Source organism: Acidisoma sp. S159 (genome assembly GCF_009766125.1).
Lineage (GTDB): Bacteria > Pseudomonadota > Alphaproteobacteria > Acetobacterales > Acetobacteraceae > Acidisoma.
Genome location: NZ_LMUG01000043.1, coordinates 118,607 through 136,965, shown reverse-complemented (window position 1 = coordinate 136,965; position 18,359 = coordinate 118,607). Strand labels below are relative to the sequence as shown.

The 18,359-nt window shown below is 61.3% G+C and carries 14 protein-coding genes; 6 read left to right on the top strand and 8 right to left on the bottom strand.

Annotated elements, in window-relative coordinates:
- Positions 1 to 293 precede the first annotated feature (293 nt).
- The 4 genes from GSQ92_RS12500 to GSQ92_RS12485 all read left to right on the top strand — a co-directional run bounded on the left by GSQ92_RS12500 (position 294) and on the right by GSQ92_RS12485 (position 4,825).
- Complete coding sequence (locus GSQ92_RS12500) at positions 294 to 1,526, top strand: type III PLP-dependent enzyme (RefSeq protein ID WP_158805377.1); 1,233 nt, start codon at positions 294 to 296, stop codon at positions 1,524 to 1,526.
- Between the two features lie 78 nt (positions 1,527 to 1,604).
- Entirely contained in the window at positions 1,605 to 3,011 is a 1,407-nt protein-coding gene (locus GSQ92_RS12495) for a homospermidine synthase (RefSeq protein ID WP_158805376.1), read from the top strand.
- Positions 2,968 to 4,206: a ceramide glucosyltransferase gene (locus GSQ92_RS12490; RefSeq protein WP_254066610.1), complete on the top strand. Its 1,239-nt coding sequence runs from the start codon at positions 2,968 to 2,970 to the stop codon at positions 4,204 to 4,206. The genes GSQ92_RS12495 and GSQ92_RS12490 overlap by 44 nt, the downstream gene beginning before the upstream one ends.
- Before the next feature lie 70 nt (positions 4,207 to 4,276).
- Positions 4,277 to 4,825 carry a hypothetical protein gene (locus tag GSQ92_RS12485; RefSeq protein ID WP_158805374.1) on the top strand — a complete coding sequence of 183 codons (549 nt, stop codon included), beginning with the start codon at positions 4,277 to 4,279 and terminating at the stop codon, positions 4,823 to 4,825.
- Between the two features lie 43 nt (positions 4,826 to 4,868).
- Here the strand turns inward: GSQ92_RS12485 and GSQ92_RS12480 are convergent, their stop codons facing one another.
- From GSQ92_RS12480 to GSQ92_RS12470, 3 genes are read right to left on the bottom strand one after another with little or no spacing between them, the layout of a single operon-like run.
- Positions 4,869 to 5,621 (bottom strand): ATP-binding cassette domain-containing protein, encoded by a 753-nt coding sequence (locus tag GSQ92_RS12480; RefSeq protein WP_158805373.1) that lies wholly within the window; start codon positions 5,619 to 5,621, stop codon positions 4,869 to 4,871.
- Positions 5,614 to 6,639, bottom strand: coding sequence for an ABC transporter permease subunit (locus tag GSQ92_RS12475; protein WP_158805372.1), 1,026 nt, complete (start codon positions 6,637 to 6,639; stop codon positions 5,614 to 5,616). The genes GSQ92_RS12480 and GSQ92_RS12475 overlap by 8 nt, the downstream gene beginning before the upstream one ends.
- A 5-nt stretch (positions 6,640 to 6,644) precedes the next feature.
- Positions 6,645 to 7,634, bottom strand: coding sequence for an ABC transporter substrate-binding protein (locus tag GSQ92_RS12470; RefSeq protein ID WP_158805371.1), 990 nt, complete (start codon positions 7,632 to 7,634; stop codon positions 6,645 to 6,647).
- Between the two features lie 294 nt (positions 7,635 to 7,928).
- Here GSQ92_RS12470 and GSQ92_RS12465 point away from each other — a divergent pair, with 294 nt between their 5' ends.
- Positions 7,929 to 9,299: an amidohydrolase family protein gene (locus tag GSQ92_RS12465; protein ID WP_159013514.1), complete on the top strand. Its 1,371-nt coding sequence runs from the start codon at positions 7,929 to 7,931 to the stop codon at positions 9,297 to 9,299.
- A 174-nt stretch (positions 9,300 to 9,473) separates the two neighbouring features.
- Positions 9,474 to 10,400 carry a polyphosphate kinase 2 family protein gene (locus tag GSQ92_RS12460; protein WP_158805369.1) on the top strand — a complete coding sequence of 309 codons (927 nt, stop codon included), beginning with the start codon at positions 9,474 to 9,476 and terminating at the stop codon, positions 10,398 to 10,400.
- A 48-nt stretch (positions 10,401 to 10,448) separates the two neighbouring features.
- Here GSQ92_RS12460 and GSQ92_RS12455 read toward each other — a convergent pair whose 3' ends face one another.
- The 5 genes from GSQ92_RS12455 to GSQ92_RS12435 all read right to left on the bottom strand — a co-directional run bounded on the left by GSQ92_RS12455 (position 10,449) and on the right by GSQ92_RS12435 (position 18,351).
- Positions 10,449 to 12,434: an elongation factor G gene (locus GSQ92_RS12455; RefSeq protein ID WP_158805368.1), complete on the bottom strand. Its 1,986-nt coding sequence runs from the start codon at positions 12,432 to 12,434 to the stop codon at positions 10,449 to 10,451.
- Between the two features lie 196 nt (positions 12,435 to 12,630).
- The gene (locus tag GSQ92_RS12450; RefSeq protein ID WP_158805367.1) at positions 12,631 to 13,203 is read right to left on the bottom strand and encodes a TetR/AcrR family transcriptional regulator; all 573 of its coding nucleotides are present in this window, start codon (positions 13,201 to 13,203) and stop codon (positions 12,631 to 12,633) included.
- Positions 13,204 to 13,263: 60 nt separating this feature from the next.
- Entirely contained in the window at positions 13,264 to 16,482 is a 3,219-nt protein-coding gene (locus tag GSQ92_RS12445; RefSeq protein WP_158805366.1) for an efflux RND transporter permease subunit, read from the bottom strand.
- A 25-nt stretch (positions 16,483 to 16,507) separates the two neighbouring features.
- Positions 16,508 to 17,752, bottom strand: coding sequence for an efflux RND transporter periplasmic adaptor subunit (locus GSQ92_RS12440; protein WP_158805365.1), 1,245 nt, complete (start codon positions 17,750 to 17,752; stop codon positions 16,508 to 16,510).
- A gap of 209 nt (positions 17,753 to 17,961) precedes the next feature.
- Entirely contained in the window at positions 17,962 to 18,351 is a 390-nt protein-coding gene (locus GSQ92_RS12435; RefSeq protein ID WP_158805364.1) for a YidH family protein, read from the bottom strand.
- Positions 18,352 to 18,359 lie beyond the last annotated feature (8 nt).

Below are 18,359 nucleotides of genomic sequence, written 5' to 3'. Positions count from 1 at the left end.
AGCCCGATAGGGCACAGCAACGACGTAACGCGTCCTTTTTGGTCCGACCGGTCCCAACCCCGACCGGTCTCCTTAAGGGAAACGGATATGTTTTCTGTTCCGCACGCTGCGATGCCCCTTCATCGCACCCTCGTCTGACGGTTCGACCAGCGCGTTAGCGTTGGTCTGATCCTGTCCCTTGGGCTGCCGCCCCCGAAGCCACGCTCGGGAGCGGCGGCCTGGTCCATGCGCGATCTTCGCATGTTCAAGACGTCACACGCGCTTAAGAGCGCGGGTGCTAGGAGGATTGCCTAATGAGCTACATCCGCTCCAGCGAGTCTGTCTTCTCCGGCCAGGTCGCCTCGTCTATCGCTCTGCCGACTGTTGAGCAGTTCGTTTTGGCGGCGCGGCCCGAGGAGCCGATCTATTGCCTGCGCCCTGCCGCGATCACCGAAGCGGCCAGCGAGTTTGTGCGCGGGTTCCATGGTGATGTCCTCTACGCGGTGAAGTGCAATCCGGAGCCTGCGGTGCTGAAGGCCCTCTGGGAAGGCGGCGTGCGCCATTTCGACTGCGCCTCGGCCGGCGAGATCGCGCTGGTTCACCAGATACTTCCGGAGGCTGCCATCCACTTCATGCACCCGGTCAAGTCGCGCCCCGCGATCCGCGCCGCCTATGCACGCTTTGGCGTGCGAGACTTCGTGCTCGATAGCGCGGGCGAACTCGCAAAGATCATGGACGAGACAGGAAACGCCGCTGATCTAGGCCTCGTCGTACGGCTCGCGCTGCCGCCGAGTGGAGCGATTTATGATCTGTCGGGGAAATTCGGCGCTTCCGTCGAAGAGGCTGCCGCGTTGCTGCGTGCCGCCCGTCCCCTCGCCTTCCGCCTCGGCCTGTCCTTCCACGTCGGCTCGCAATGCATGGAGCCGCTTGCCTATCGGCGCGCCCTCGCACTGGTAGCCGACACGATGCGTCGCGCCGGCGTCACGGTGGATATCATCGATGTCGGCGGCGGATTTCCGGTGAGCTACCCGGACCTCGAACCACCTCCGCTGGGCGCCTTCTTCGCCGAGATCGAGGCCGCCTTCGAGGCGCTCGATCTGCCGGCCGCTAAACTGTGGTCTGAGCCAGGCCGCGCCCTGGTCGCGGCAGGCGCCTCTGTGGTGGTGCAAGTCCAACTCCGACGCGGAGACGCCCTCTACGTCAATGATGGCGTCTATGGCTCATTGTCGGATGCGGGAGCACCAGCCTTCCGCTTCCCGGTACGTCGCATTCGCGGCACGCTTACAGGGGGAGAAATCGAGGTGTCGCGGGCTTATACCTTCTTCGGCCCGACCTGCGACAGCGCCGATCACATGAAGGGTCCCTTCACTCTGCCGGCCGACATGGCAGAAGGTGACTGGATCGAGATCGGTCAGCTCGGCGCGTACGGCGCTTGCCTGGGCACAGTCTTCAACGGCTTTGATCGTCCCCAGCTTCTGGAAGTCAGCGACGCGCCAATGCTTGGGAATGCAAGTCATGACCCTGGGCCGCTGCGTCTCGCCGCCTGACGTCTCCGCTGCTAACCAAGTCGCTGCCCAAAAGGCAGCGACACCCCTGTGCAACCATCCTCGTGGGAGTCTCTAAGCATGAAGCATGTGGCGTTCTCTGGTCGGCTGATCATGGTGGGATGCGGCAGTATCGGCCAGGGTGTTCTGCCACTGATCTTGAGGCATATCGATCTCGATCCGGCGCGGATCACGATCGTCAATGCCGATGAGCGCGGACGCGTAGCGGCAGTCGATGCCGGAGTGCGCTATGTCCTCTCTCCTCTTACGCGAACGAACTACCGTGACGTGCTCGCGCCGCTGGTTGGGCGGGGCGACTTTCTGCTGAACCTCTCGGTTGACGTCTCGTCCGTCGCGCTCATCGAATTCTGCCGCGAGGTCGGCGCGCTCTATCTCGACACCTGTGTCGAGCCCTGGGCCGGCGGCTATACGGACACGTCGCTGACAGCCTCCCAGCGCTCCAATTACGGGCTGAGAGAATCGGCGCTGGCGGTGGCAGCGAGGCATTCCGGCGGCCCAACTGCGCTCATCACGCATGGTGCGAATCCCGGTCTCGTTTCCCACTTCGTGAAGCAGGCGCTCTTGAATCTATCCTCGGATACTGGTCTCACCGTCGATGTCCCAAACACACGGAGCGGCTGGGCGGCGCTTGCGCAGAGACTCTCGGTAAAGGTCATTCACATCGCTGAGCGAGACACGCAGGTTGCGAATATCCCGAAGCAGCGCGATGAATTCGTAAATACCTGGTCCGTCGATGGCTTCGTCGGCGAGGGCTGCCAACCGGCGGAACTCGGCTGGGGAACGCATGAAACGGTTTGGCCAGCGGATGCACGGCGCCACGACTTCGGATCCGACGCGGCAATCTATTTGGAGCGTCCCGGTGCCTCCACACGAGTCCGCACCTGGACGCCGCTTGAGGGACCCTTTCACGGCTTTCTCATCACACACAACGAGTCCATTTCCATAGCCGACTATTACACCGTGAAAGAAGGCGGCACGGTCACCTACCGTCCCACCGTGCATTACGCCTATCACCCGGCCGATGATGCTGTGCTGTCCGTGCATGAACTCGCCGGCAAGAACTGGCAGATGCAGGCCCGGACGCGACTCATGATGGATGAGATCATCTCCGGAACGGATGAACTCGGCGTGCTATTGATGGGCCATGAGCGCGGTGCCTATTGGTACGGCTCGCGGCTATCGATTGAAGAGGCGCGCGAGCTTGCCCCAAACAACAACGCGACGAGCCTGCAGGTAACCGCCACCGTCATGGCCGGAATCATTTGGGCCATGGAAAATCCGGAATGCGGCGTCGTTGAGCCGGATGCCATCGACTATGAGCGTATCCTCGCGATAGCACGTCCGTATTTGGGGGAGGTCGTCGGCGTCTACTCGGATTGGACACCTCTCGACGACCGTGGACGCCTGTTCGCGGAACCCGTCGATGCAGCCTCGCCCTGGCTCTTTGGCAACTTCCGGGTCACCTGAAGAGGCGGTCACCACCCTGCCCCTGACACTCTCGAAGGTCACGCAACGCATGACATTCGCGGCAATCGCCACGGGATTTTGCCTTGCCACGACGGCGGCTCACGTCGTCAGCACGGTCGTCGTGGCTGCCAAATGCCGCGTACGGCCGAGACAGAGCAGGCCGGCAGATGATGCGAACCCGGTCACCGTCATTCGGCCGGTCTGCCGCCTGGATAACTTTGTGAAGGAGACGCTGGCCTCCACCTTTCGGCTCGACTATCCGAATTACGAGATAATCTTCTGCCTCGCTCGCGCCGATGATCCGGTCGCGCCGATTGTTCGGCAGTTGATAGAAGCCAATCCGTCTGTTCGGGCTCGGCTGCTGATCGGAGATGACAATCGCAGCCCCAATCCAAAACTAAACAATGTTCTCAAAGGATGGGACGCGGCCGAGCATGAGTGGATCATTCTAGCGGATAGCAATGTCTTGATGCCGCCGGATTATATCCAGCGCATGACGACGCGCTGGCGAGCCAATACCGGCCTCGTCTGCTCCATGCCGATTGGATCTCGGCCGGAGAGCTTTGCGGCGTCGCTCGAATGCGCCTTCCTCAATACGTTCCAGGCTCGGTGGCAGTATTTTGGCGAAAGCCTCGGCCTCGGCTTTGCTCAAGGCAAGAGCATGCTGTTCCGCCGCCATATTGTGGATCGTGCCGGAGGATTGCTCAAAGCGCTGGGCGCCGAACTCGCCGAGGATGCAGCCGTCACCAAGATGGTCCGGGCCGCTGGTTTGCGCGTGCACTTGGTAGCAAACCCATTCGAGCAACCGTTGGGCGTCCGGCGACTTTCCGAGGTATGGTCGCGCCAGAAGCGATGGGCAATCCTCAGGCGCAAGACGTTTCCGGCTGCCTTTCTTCCCGAGTTGATCTCCGGGAGCGTCTTGCCCTGCCTGGCTGGCTGCGTCGCCGCCTATTCCTACGGAATCAACCCGGCATGGTCCGTTGCCGGACTTCTTGTCGTTTGGTTCAGTGCCGAGGCAATGCTGGCTATAATAGCGGGGTGGCGGGTTTCACTCAGCATGGCTGCGGCCGCGGCTCTGCGCGACCTGCTGCTGCCAGGTCTTTGGGCATGCGCCTGGCTGAGCGACGGTTTCGTCTGGCGTGGCAACGCGATGAACGTCGAGGAGAAATGGGTTGAAGAGCCAGACGCCGCGTAGCGCCCCCCCTCAAGGGCGGCCGACTGCCAGCGGGCAGGGCGTCAACCGTATGCGTGGGTTTAGGTGCTACATGAATCGCGCCCGTCTCCTATTCAGCGTCGCGGTGTTGGCCGCGCTGACAGGCTGTGGGTTTGAGACTACCTTACCCGACACTGCCACCATGCCGCCGGGAGCTCTTGCCACGAATGGCGACATCGATGTGCGGTCGTTGACCGTAGCGGCTTTCGACTTTGGTCAGCCGTTACGAGGCCAGCCGGCGCGGGCGGCGGACGGCATAGCCGCCCTGGATTATATGGGCGGCAGACTCAATACTGCGCCGCGCTGGGTCGATATGTCGCCGCTATATCGCGAACAGATGCTGCACGCGCGCGAGCTGATGCGGAAGTACATAGGCATTAGCGAGAGCGCGTCATCTCAGGCCGTCGTCGATACCATGCTAGCCCTTGCGGCCGCATACCGCGCGGATGATCAGGCCGCGACCCAACGGCTTCTGACCAATCCGATCTTCACTGTGTCGCCGACCGTTGTAACGGCTCGTCTCGCCGACATACCACTGATGCCAATCGTGAACGCCGCCACGACCCATGCGGATCAATTCTCTACGGATTTCGACACCTAAGCGGCCAATCCACGCAGCGATCGTTCGAGTTGCGGCAAACGCCTTATTGCCCGACCATAAGCCGCACAATCTCCTCCGGATCCGCGTCCCCCACCATCCTCTCGCCCGCCACAACGCCGCGGCGAAGCACCACGATACGGTCACTGACGGCGAACATGTCGGCGAGGTTGTGGGAGATGAAGATGACGCCGATGCCCTTGGTCTTGAGCGAGCGGATCAAGTCCATCACCTTCCGCTGCTCTGGCACCCCTAGGGCCGCGGTCGGTTCATCCATGATCAGCACGCGCGCATCCCAATGGATCGCTCGGCCGATCGCGACAGCTTGGCGCTGACCGCCCGATAAGGCGCGAACCGGCCGATCCAGCCGATCAAGATGCACATCGAGAACGGCGATGGCCTTCGCTGCTTCCTCTCGCATACGGCGACGGTCGATCCGCGGCAGGAACAGGAATTTGGTCTTCAGCTCGCGGCCAAGAAACACGTTACCGCCGATATCGAGATTGTCGGCCAGTGCTAGATCCTGGTAGATCGTCTCGATGCCCTGGGTGCGTGCCGCCTGCGGCCCGTCGAAGGAGACCCTGCGGCCGCGATAACGGATCTCGCCCTCGCTCGGCTGGAAGACTCCCGAGATGATCTTGGTGAAGGTTGATTTTCCCGCGCCATTGTCGCCGGCAAGTGCGACGACCTCACCCGCGCGCAGCGTGAAATTCACCCGTTCGAGCGCGTGGACGCCGCCGAACCGCTTGGAAATGCCGTAGGTCTCAAGCACCGGGGCATCGCTTGCCACATCACTCATCCTGGCGCCCTCCACCCAAACGTTTCTGGCTCTGATCGACGAGCACCGAGACGATGATGACTAGGCCCACAGCAATAAATTGCCAGAAGGGTTCGACGTCGAGGAAGACGAGGCCGTATTGAATCACCGCGATGATCAGCGCACCGATGATCGTGCCCATCACGGTGCCAGAGCCGCCAAACAAGCTGGCACCACCGATGACAACGGCGGCAATACTGTCCAACAGCAGCGGTTCACCCGCCTGCGGGGCGCCGGCCGCGAACCGCCCCGTATAGAGTATGCCATCGACCCCGGCTGTAAGCGCCGAGAGCATGTAGAGCAGGATGGTGACACGCCGCACATTCACGCCGGCGCGTAGCGTGGCCTGCCGATTGCCGCCAATCGCATAGGTATATTGGCCGAAGAGAGTCTCGGAGAGCAGATAATGCACCAGCAAGACCACGATGAGAGCAATGATGACCACGACAGGCACGCCAAGGATCCGGCCGTTGCCGAGAAAGGTCAGCCACGGATTGTTGACCGGCACCGTAGTGCCGTTGGAAAACAGATAGGCGGCTCCACGCGCCACGCCATACATGCCGAGCGTGCCAATGAAGGGTGGCACACGTAGCCGTGCGATCAGAAGTCCATTGACCCAACCGGGAATCAGAGTCGCCGCGAGAGCCGCCACTATGCCCGCGACCAGGCCAACGCCTACGCCAGCCGAGGCTCCTACGTCATTAGCGACTTGCGCGGCGATCACAGCCGCAAGCCCCATTGTAAAACCGACAGAGAGGTCAATACCTCCAGAGATGATCACCAAGGTTTGGCCGAGCCCCAACAACACCGGCGCAACCGCGAAAACCGAAACCGATCGCAGGTTGAAGGCGCTGAAGACGAAAGTGGTGCCGTAGGCGATCTGCGACCAGAGTTCGAAAACGACGAGAAGAACGAACAGAAAGATCCACGCCCTGGCGGAGGCGAGCACCCCAAGGGTGCCGCGCCAGCGCGCAGGCTTATCGATGGTTGCCGACGCCACTCAGGTCACTCCGAGTAGACGTATTTCTTAGTGCTCGGATCATCGACATTCGTCTTATCGATGACCGTGAAGCCGGTGGCGATCGCCGGTGGAATAGACTGGCCGGTAAGATGCGCATAGGCGGCGGCGACGCCGAACCAGCCGATCTCGGCCGGATGCTGCGCGATAGCGATGCTGATCAGGCCGGTCTTGATATTACCGATGATCGATTCCGGCGCGTCGAAGGCAACGACCTTGACCTTGCCGGCCGCCCCGCTCTGCTGCACGCCGCTGCCCGCTCCCATTGCGGAGAACAGGTTCGTCCCGAAGATCCCTGCGAGGTCGGGATTGCGGGCGAGAACCGATTGCGCCTGCGATGCCGCCTTATTCGCGTCGTCGTCATTGTATTGCGTATCGAGCACCGTGATGCCCGGATAGTTCTTCATCTCCGAAATGAAACCCTCGCGGCGTTGGTCTGTTGTCGAAACCCCGGCCTCGATATTCGAAACGTAGACCTTGCCTTTCCCGCCGATTGCCTTGGCCAGAGCCCGCGCGGCGATTTGGCCACCAAGCGTATTATTGGACGCGATATACGAGAGCGGGAAATCAGCGCTGCCGCTGCCCGTTTGATACACGCCAGTGCCGATATAGGTATCAACAGTAATGACCGGAATGCCGGAGGAGGAGGCGCCTTGCAGCGGCTCGATCAACTGGGTCTTGTCCGTGGGCGCGATCAGCAAGGCGTCCGGCCGCCGTGCAATGACCGCATCCAATACCGGCACCTGCTGCACCGGGTTAAAGGATGGCGCCCCCTGGAAAACAAGCTTGACGCCGAGCGCTTTGGCAGCAGCAAGAGCGCCTTTGTGCATTGTAATGTAGAACGCATCCGTAGTGAGGCCGGGAACCAAGGCAATCGTGAAAGACTTGCCCTCCGCACGTGCCTTTCCGGCTGTAAGCATGGCCGCTGCGCCGATTGCACCCAAGCCGACGCCGCTAAGAATTGAACGCCGTTCCATTTTGTTTCCCCTGCGTTATATCTTTTACTTGTCATCACCGTCGTGGGCCGGCTTTTTGCCTTTTCTCCCGAGGCCGATCGGTCTATTTCTCCAATGAAAATAGCGCAAGGATTTGCGAGGCTGTCAAGCAAGGCGGAGGGCGAGACAGCGACGGAGATGGGTCCGAACGCGTTCCTCGCATTTGATCGGATGACCCGCGAGCGCCGCCTCCCCGCGCTAGGCTGGTCACGAGTTACAATTGGCACGGTTGGTTGATGCGGCCGAAGCCGGACACGACCACCAGGAAACGTACTGATGACACTTAGAGCTCGCCGCATCCTTCTACGCGACGGCATCGTCGTGACGATGGATGAAACGCTGGGCGTGCTCCGTCGCGGTAGTGTGCTGATCGAGGACGAGCGCATCGTGGCGATCGCTCCAGACCTGCAAGTCGATGATGCGGAGACTGTGGAGGCCGCCGGGTTCATCGTCATTCCCGGCCTTATCAATGCGCATATGCATACGTGGCAGACCGCCCTCCGTGGCGCCGGTGCGGATTGGACATTGCTGGAATATTTCTGCTGGGTGCATGCGGGGCTTGCGACCCGGTTCCGCCCCGAAGACATCCACATCGCCACGCTCGCTGGCGCATTGAACCAGATCAACTGCGGCACCACGACCCTCGTCGATTGGTGCCACAACAATCCGACGCCGGATCATACCGACGCGGCGGTGGCGGCATTGCAGAAATCCGGCATTCGCGCTGCCTTCTTCCATGGCTCGCCAAAACCAGATCCAAAACCTGGCGAGCGGCATTTCTCCGAAATCCCGCATCCTCGCGCCGAGATCGAGCGACTTCTCGCAGGCCCGTTCTCCGCCTCTGACGGCAGGCTGAGCCTCGGTATGGCGATCCTGGGGCCGCATTACTCCACGCTCGAGGTCGCACTGCATGATTTCAGATTATCGCGTGAACTCGGGCTGATCGCATCCATGCACCAGGGCGGCGGCGTGGCGAAAACGCCGGGCGGCTGGGACGTTCTCGAGGCGGAGCGCTTGGTCGGCCCCCTCGTCAATATCGTTCACGGCAATGACCTCTCCGACGACCGGCTTGCCCGCTTTGTGGCGCAAGGCGCCAGCTTCTCCGTGACACCGGAGAATGAGATGAGCCAAGGGCATGGCCACCCCATCACCGGCCGGTTGCTCGCCCTCGGCGCGGCACCGTCACTCGGCGTGGATCTGGAGAGCGTGGTATCAGGCTGCATGCTGAACGTTGCCCGAACCGCGCTGTCCCATCAGCGCGCGCTGGACAATGCGGCGTCTCGCACCGCGACCGGCGCGATCCCGCAGACGAGCACTATCAAGGTGCAAGAGGCTTTGTCCTGGATCACACGGGACGGCGCGCGAATGTTGGGGATGCAGGATCGCATCGGCTCGTTGACGCCAGGCAAGCAAGCCGATCTCGTGTTGATCCGCGCAGGTGATCTCGACCTCTGGCCGGTGCATGATCCGATCTCGACCGTCGTGATGCAGGCACACCCTGGCAGCGTTGATTCAGTTATGATCGCTGGACATTGGTATAAGCGATCAGGCCGCCTGCTGGACGCAGATCTCAGCGCCATCCGTATCAGCCTCGCGGCGTCTGGGACACGCATATTGGAACAACTCGGCTGGCCCCAAGGTAGGTAGACCGTGGCAGTCAGGTTACCGCGCCCAAGCCACCTCTGATTGCGACTACTTGAAGAAGCGAAGTCACCTCAGTTGGTCCCTTTCCCTTCGTGGGCGGGCCGTCAATCATATTTGAATTGCCTCGCACGTCACATTACTGTCACATCTCCGGAATATTCGGGTGGGGACGGTTCGATGGCGAACAAGAGCGGCGACAGCTCGTCGAAACTGGATCGGAAGAGCATCAAGGAGGTTCTCGACCGGTATCGCATTACATCCGGCAAGGGGTTTCGGCTCAAGGACCACGACCCCGAAGACGTTGCCACGAAACTGCTGAGTAAAGATGACGGCCCCGCCTATCTGGCTCACGGCGTCGAACAGCTGTCGGATTTGCAGAATTTGCTCTATGCCAACAGCACTTGGTCTCTGCTGATCGTGTTTCAGGCGATGGATGCCGCCGGGAAGGATGGCACGATCAAGCATGTCTTATCCGGCGTAAATCCGCAGGGGGTCGCGGTAACCTCATTCAAGCAGCCAGGACCGGAAGATCTGGCGCATGATTTTCTGTGGCGCATCAATCGCGCGCTACCAGCTGCTGGGCTCATCGGAATATTCAATCGAAGCCACTATGAAGAGGTATTGGTTACCCGAGTTCACCCTCAGCTACTCAGCAAACAGCATTTGCCGCCAAGCCTGATCGGCGGCAAAAAGTTTTGGGACAACCGGCTTTCGGACATATGTGCGTTCGAGGAACATCTCGCGCGGCAAGGAACGATTGTCCTGAAATTTTTTCTCAACGTCAGCAAGGCTGAGCAGAAGCGGAGGTTCCTGGAGCGACTTGATGATCCGGTGAAAAATTGGAAGTTCAGCTCGGCTGACATCGCCGAGAGATCGAACTGGGATGCCTATGCGGACGCCTATGAGGAGGCGATCGCGGCGACGGCAGCCGAACACGCCCCGTGGTTTGTGGTCCCGGCGGATCGAAAGTGGTTTGCCAGACTCGTCGTTGTCGCCGCCATCAATGAGGCTCTGCGCAAGCTGGACTTGCGCCCTGTCGAGGTTCCCCCAGACGAACAGGTACGTCTGAAGGAGGCACGCCAATTGCTTGAGGCGGAGGACTGATTCCCGACTGCTGTCGGCCGGTGGCTAGGTCACTCATACTGTCGCGGTCTAGGTCGCTACGAGACGATTCGCCATATTTCCGTGCACCTCGGCAAGATGGTGGAATTCATGCCGATACGTTCCCAGCCCCATCGTCAGTGACCGCAATTCGATGATGAGGTCGTGCAATTCGGCCTCGGGAACCTGCGCTTCGACATCGTCCCATCCGGGCCAGCTGGGCCGCTCGGCATAGCCGAGAATCCGCCCGCGCCGACCGGTAAGCAGGCGCTGGGCGCTCGGCGTGAATTCATTCGGGACGCTGATGGTCACATGATCGACCGGCTCCAGAAGCACGGGATCGGCTTTGGCAAGACCTTCCTGCATCGCCATGCGCGTGGCGCTCTTGAAGGCCATGTCGGAACTGTCCACAGCGTGGAAAGTGCCATCAACCAACGTCACCTCGATATCGACAACCGGATGGCCGAAAGGGCCTTTTTTCGTCGCCGCGTCCGCCGCTTCACCGACCGCCGGAATATATTGCTTGGGTACGGCGCCGCCAACAATCCGGTCCCGGAAGACAAAGCCTTCGCCTCGCGCGCGAGGAGCGATATCGAGCTTCACATCCGCGAATTGTCCATGGCCGCCAGTTTGGCGTTTCAGCCGCGCATGCTGATGCACTGCGAGACGGATCGTCTCCTTGAACGGAATGCGAGGACGCGCAGACGATACTTTAAGACCGCTCGATTTCGCCAGACGCTCTATGGCGGAGTTGAGATGCATCTCACCCTGCCCGCGCAGCACGGTTTCGCCCGTCTCAATGTCGTGCACCACATGAAGGCACGGATCTTCCTCGGCGAGCTTTTGCAATGCGCCGGAAAGCTTCACGTCATCCTTGCGATCCTCGGTTGCGATGGTGAGCGCATAGACGGGCGGCGGGGGTTCGGGCCAGGGTAGCACCTCGGCAGTCTGTGACATGCTCAGCGTCGCGCCGGTAAGCTCGCCTTCGAGGCGGCCAAAGGCGACGATATCGCCCGTCGTGGCCTCCGTCACTTTCGCTGGCTCGCCATTGGTAAAACGGTAGATGCCGCCGATGCGATGGCCGTTCAGCGTGGCGCCATCCTTGATCGTTCCGCGCCAGATGCGGGCATAGGAGAGCTTGCCGGCATGACCGGCATGCACTGTCTTGCAGATCTGAGCGAGCGCCTCTCCTTCCGGCACAATACCCCGCCGTTCCGCTGTCTGCAGCGGGTCTGGCGTGTCGTGCCGCAGCGCCTTCCACAGCCGCCTCACGCCGTTGTCGCGCTCTCCTGCACCAAGCAGCGCGGGAACAACGGTCCCCTCCGCGAGATCCTTGTGCAATTGACGATAGATCTCATCGCTACTCGGCGTTACGTCCTCCAGGATCTTCTCGAGCAGCGCGTCATCATGATCGGCAAGCGCTTCAAGCAAAGCAAACAGCGCTTCCTTCTCCCGCTCGACCATTGGCGCCGGGAGGTCCGTAAGTTCCGAAGGTTCTCCCTTCCGATAGCGGTAGGCGCGTCCGCTTGCGAGATCGACGTAGCCGATGATCGTCTCACCCTCGCGGATCGGCATCTGACGCAGCACCAGCGGCTGCGGTGACCAGGCTTGCAGCGCGGCGAGTGTGTCGCGCACGCGTCCTGTCATTGTATCGATCTTGTTGATGAAGAGGAGATGCGGCACGCCTTCCTGGTGCAGGAACCGCAGTAACGGCGCTACAGCCAGCGCCTTTTCCGGTGCGGGCTCACAGACGACGACAGCGAGATCGACAGCGGCAAGTGCTGAGCAGGCCTCATGCGCGAACTCGACGGAACCTGGGCAATCCAAGATTGCCCACCGATCCCCCATGAAGCTGCAATGGCCGAGCTGAAAATCCGCTTTCGCCCCTCGTCCGCGCCCATCGCCCAAACGTCTGGCTGGGCCGCCCGCGGCAGCGAGGAGTGCGTCGAAAAGGGTCGATTTCCCGCAACCGTAAGGCCCGACCAGCGCAACCGATCGCGGGCGGGCCGCCTCCTGTCCTGCCGAGGGATCGGGCATGATGCTGCTCCTCGCTGCCTGCCGGCGGGGCCTATGTTTTGGACCTCCGCGCGCCCGTCCGGCGTCGGGCGCCTCCCTTGGCAACGAAGTCTAGCCGGTTTTGCGGCACTTGCGAGTCTTGGGAATGGATCAGCCTCGCCGAGAGGGCGCCGGAAGCAGGCCCGCTTCAAACCGGCTTGGCCTTAGCTCTTGCGGGTCAGACCAGAATGCTGCCAAAGGCGACGTCGAAGAAGTCGTCGAAGGGCGACCGGTTTTTCACCACGCTTTGTCGGGTGATGGCCCCTTGCCAGGCATTGATCAGGAACCGGGCAACGGTCTCGGGATCCTTGTTGGCCGATAGTGTTCCATCGGCCTGCGCCTCGCTCAGCACTTTGGCAATCGCGGCGGTCCAGCTATTTAGCCCGTCGCATATCGCCGCACGCATCGCCGGATGTTCCCCGCACATGTCGGAGCCGAAATTCCCCACAACGCATCCGCGATCGAAACCCCAATCCTCATACTTCTTTGCAAGAAACTCGAAGTGCCGGCGTAGGCGTTCCAACGGCGGGCCGGCCCCCTCGAAAAGCATTTCGAGTTTGCTCTCATTCCTGTAACGGGAGAGCACTTCCAGCGCCAAGGACTCCTTGGTTTTGAAGTGGCTGTAGAAGGAGCCCTTCGGAACACCGGCCGCGTCGGTAATATCCTGGACGCTGCAGCCGCTGAACCCCTGAAGGTGAAAGCGCTCCAGGGCTGCATCGACGATCCGGTCGCGGAGACTTGGCCGAGCCACGTCATCCCTCCTACGCCACGTTTAGCCGTGAGGTTCAAATACGACCAGTCATATTGCCTTTCAAGTTCTTACGGGCTCCAGGACCGGCGCGGGCTGAGGCTTGTAGGCTGGTACCTCAACGGGCTCGGGCAGCGGATGCCGCTTCAGCGGACGGTTTCCGGCGAGACGGCGCAGGAGAACGTAGAAGACTGGGGTAAGGAACAGACCGAAAGCCGTGACGCCGATCATGCCGGAGAACACGGCGACACCCATGGCATGCCGCATTTCCGCCCCCGCGCCGGTCGAGAGAACCAGCGGCAAGACGCCCATGATGAAGGCCACCGAGGTCATCAAGATAGGTCTCAGCCGCAACCGGCTCGCCTCGATCGCAGCGGCAATCGGTTTGCGGCCCGCGAATTCCAGCTCGCGCGCGAATTCCACGATGAGAATGGCGTTCTTCGCCGACAGCCCGACCAAAACAATCAGGCCGATCTGGGTGAAGACGTTATTATCCCCCTTCGTCAGCCAAACGCCTGTCATGGCCGCGAGCAAGCCCATTGGCACGATCATGACGATGGCGAGCGGCAATGTCAGGCTTTCGTACTGCGCTGCCAAGACCAGGAACACGAGCAGCAGCGACAGCGGGAAAATGAGGATCCCGGAATTCCCCGCCAAAATCTGCTGATAGGTCAGATCCGTCCATTCATAGGCGAAGCCCTTGGGCAGAGACGCCGCCGCAACGCGCGCAACCGCATCCTGCGCCTGTCCCGAGGAATAGCCCGGCGCCGCCGCTCCATTTACGTCGGCCGACAAGAACCCGTTGTAGCGCATCGCGCGCTCAGGCCCCGCGCTCAGCCTTACGCGCAGCACAGCGGCGAGAGGCACCATCTTGCCCGAAGCCGAACGAACCTTCAGCCGGCCGATATCTTCCGCATGTTCGCGAAACTTCGCATCGGCCTGAACGCGCACGGAATAGGTCCGGCCGAAAATGTTAAAGTCGTTGACGTAGAGCGAGCCCAGGTAGACTTGCAGCGTGTCGAACACATCCGGCACGGCAACGCCGAGCTGCTGGGCGCGCACTCTGTCGATATCGACGTAAAGCTGCGGAACATTGACTTGATAGCCTGTGAACAGGCCCGCGAGTTCCGGCGCTTTCGCGGCCGCGGCGAGGAAGGCTTTCGTCGCCTGATCGAGCGCCGTGTAGCCCAAGCCGGCACGGTCTTCGATCTCCAGTTTGAAGCCGCCAATCGTTCCAAGGCCCTGTACCGGCGGCGGCGGAAAGACCGCGATAAACGCATCATCGATGCTCGAGAATTCTCCGTTGAGCCGTCCCGCAATGGCGCCGGCCGACAGAGGCGCCGTCTTGCGCTCCTCGAATGGTTTCAGTGGAACAAAGACAACGCCAGCATTGGAACTATTGGTGAAGCCGTTGATCGACAGACCGGGGAAGGCCACGGTGTTCTGCACGCCCGGTTGCTTCAGAGCGATGTCGCCCATCCGGCGAATGACAGATTCCGTGCGGTCCAAACTCGCGCCATCAGGAAGCTGAGCAAAGCCCACCAGATACTGCTTGTCCTGAAGCGGCACGAAGCCACCAGGAACAACGCGGAACAGAAGGGTCGCAACCCCGACCAGCACGAGGTAGACCACCATCATCATCGACTTCTTCGAGATGACGCCGGCCACGCCGCCGCTATAGGCATTGGCGCCGGCATTAAAGACGCGATTGAACCCGCGGAACAGCCAGCCCAGCACCGCATCAAGCACTCGCGTGAGCCAATCCTTCGGCGCGCCGTGCTCCTTCAGCAACAGCGCCGCTAAAGCAGGCGAGAGCGTCAGCGAGTTGAAAGCGGAGATGACCGTCGACATGGCAATCGTCAGGGCGAACTGCTTGTAGAACTGCCCGGTCAGGCCGCCGATAAACGCCAGCGGCACGAAAACAGCGACCAGCACCAGGGCGATCGCCACGATCGGCCCCGACACTTCCCGCATCGCCTTATAGGCGGCCTGACGCGGCAGGTAGCCTTGCTCGATATTCCTCTCGACATTCTCGACCACGACAATTGCGTCATCGACGACAATGCCTACCGCCAGCACGAGGCCGAAAAGACTGAGGGCGTTGATGGAGAAGCCAAAGAGATGCATCGCCCCGAAGGTGCCGATAATCGACACCGGCACGGCGACCAGGGGGATGATCGAGGCACGCCAAGTCTGCAGGAACAGTACCACCACGATCACCACCAGGACTATGGCCTCGAGCAGGGTGTGAACAACGGCTTGGATTGACGCTCGAACAAACTGCGTTGTGTCGTAGACGATCTCGTAATCCACGCCCGCCGGCATGTTCTGCTTTAGCTCGGTCATCAGCCGGCGAACGTGGTCGGCGATCTGAATCGCGTTGGAGCCCGGCGCCTGGAAGATCGGTATGGCGACAGCCGTCTTGTTGCCGAGCAAAGAGCGAAGAGAGTAGTCGGCGGCGCCCAACTCGACGCGTGAAACGTCGCCGAGTCTCGTGACCGCGCCATCATCGCTGGTTTTGACGACGATATTGGCAAATTCTTCCGTGGATTGCAGGCGCCCTTGGGCATTGACGGAAAGCTGAAGACTGAGGCCCGGAACGGAGGGCGAGCCGCCAATCACACCGGCCGCCGCCTGCACGTTCTGGGCGCGCACTGCCGACACCACGTCATCGGCGGAAAGCCCATGCTCCGCCATTTTCTGTGGATCGAGCCACACGCGCATCGCGTAGTCACCCGAGCCGAAAAGCTGGACGTCGCCCACGCCATCGATGCTGGCCAGACGGTCCTTCACGTTGAGAACTGCATAATTGCGCAGATAGGTCGCGTCGTAGCGGCCATCCGGCGAGAGAAGATGCACCACCATCATCAGATCCGGCGAGCTCTTGAGCGTCGTCAGACCTAAAGCGCGCACCGCATCCGGCAACCGCGCCTCGGCTTGAGAGACGCGGTTCTGCACCAACTGCTGGTCCTTATCCGGGTCGGTGCCGAGCTTGAACGTCACAGTCAGGGTCATTAGCCCATCCGTCGTGGCCTGGCTGCTCATGTACAGCATGCCCTCGACGCCTTCGATCTGCTCCTCGATGGGCGTCGCGACGGTTTCGGCGATCACTTTCGGGCTGGCGCCGGGGTAATTCGCTCGGACCACCACCTGCGGCGGCACAACTTCGGGATATTCCGAAATCGGGAGCGCGCCCAGCGCCAGCAAGCCGGCGATGAAGATGAGCGTCGACAGGACCCCCGCGAACACCGGCCGGTCGATGAAGAACTTGGAGATGTTCATGGTGTGTCCGGAAGAACTCTTGTGATCAACCCGAAGGCAGGCTGGCGCTATGAGACGGGGTCATCGCGACGAGATGCGGCGCCACGAGAGAGCCGGGGCCGATACGCTGTAACCCACCCACCACGATCCGCTCGCCGGCGCTGAGGCCCTGCGTGATGACGCGTTGGCCGTCGATCACCGGGCCGAGCTGCACCTGGCGATAAACCGCCCGGCTATCGCCGCCGACGACCATCACGAAGCGGCGATCTTGATCCGTGCCGATTGCACTTTCGTCGATCGCGATAGTCGGCGCAGTCGTGGCTTCGCCCATGCGCATCCGCGCGAATTGGCCAGGCATCAGCCTGCCGTCCGCGTTATTGAAAATAGCGCGAACCCGCACGGTTCCGCTGCCTCTATCGACCAAATTGTCGATGAGTTGCAGTCTGCCCTGCTGTGGTGTGCCCTCCTCGGCGAGCGTGCCCATCTGCACGGGAATGAGGCCGATCTCGCTATCGAAGTCGTGGCCACCAGGCAGCGTCGCTAGAGCCTGCTCAACGGAGTGCTCATCCGCATCGAAACTGGCGTAGATCGGGTCGACGGAAACAAGCGTCGTCAGCACAGGAGCGCTTGGGCCAGCCGCGACGAGATTGCCAGGAGTTACTTCGATTCGACCAACGCGTCCGGCTATCGGCGCCCGGACGTCCGTCCAATCGAGGTTCAGCTTGGTCACGTCCAACGCCGCCTGCTTATCGTGGAGATTTGCCTCGGCGGCGTGAAATTCATTGACGCGCTGATCGACCTCGGCTTGCGGGGTCGCCCCTGAGCCGACGAGAGCCAGGCCGCGTTGCTGCTCCCTCGCGGCCAAAACGAGCCGAGCTGCCGCCGCGGCGACCTCAGCCTCGGCGCTCTGCACCTCGGCTTGGAAAGGCGCTGGATCGATCGTGAAAAGCAGGTCGCCCTTTCTGACCAACGCCCCTTCGCGGAAATGCGCCGCTATGACGGCACCGGCCACACGGGGTCGGATTTCAACTTGGCCGACCGCCTCGAGCCGGCCTGAGAAGTCGGCCCAAATCGCGGCGTCCCGCTGCGTGACTTCGGCGACCGAAACCGGCATGGCTGAAGGTGCCGCGACGGCGACCGCCGTTGCGGAGGCAAACTGCGGTGAAAACTCGTAAGCGGTCCCGGCGCCAAGAGCGACAGTGACCAGAAGACCGGCTCCCCAAGCCAAACGGCCAACCCGGCTACGCGGGGCTTTGAGTTCGATGTCAGACGCCAGTTCGGGTTCAGTCATAATTGCCTCCTTGGCGCTAGCGGGCTGAGCAGTCCCGATGGGACCGCCGAAGCTATGACGCGATGCAGCAATATGGACGGTCGTATTGGAGCTGGCAAGGGGTTTTTGTCTGGTTTGTAACAGCGCGGCGATACATCACTCCATTATTGGATAGAGCGCTTTGAGGTTAGGCCCGCGGAGGTTCTGCAGACGCCAGGGCGTAACGGTCCTCACAAGAAGACGGCGACCAGACCGAAAACGCCGATCAGGAGAAGCATGCAGGCCACCGCGACCGCGATCGGCCGCATGGCGCTGTAAGCGAAATCCGGCTGACTGAGGCGGTTCAAAATACGAACGTGCTGAACGACCGCCGCAAGCAGACCAAAAAGGCCGACTACCATGAAACTGGCACCAAAGATCAGAGTCGTGTGCGCCGGATTGAGGGAAGTGTGTAAACCAGCGGCGTTCATGTAAGCGGAAAGCCTGCCGATACCGAAACCAAAACCGATCAGCGAAAGGGCCGTGCGGATCCAGGCCATGAGCGTCCGGTCCGCCGCCTCGCGGTTGCGTTCCTTCGCCAATTCATTGGCGATATTGCCGACAACAGGTTTGTCGATCATAGGTAATT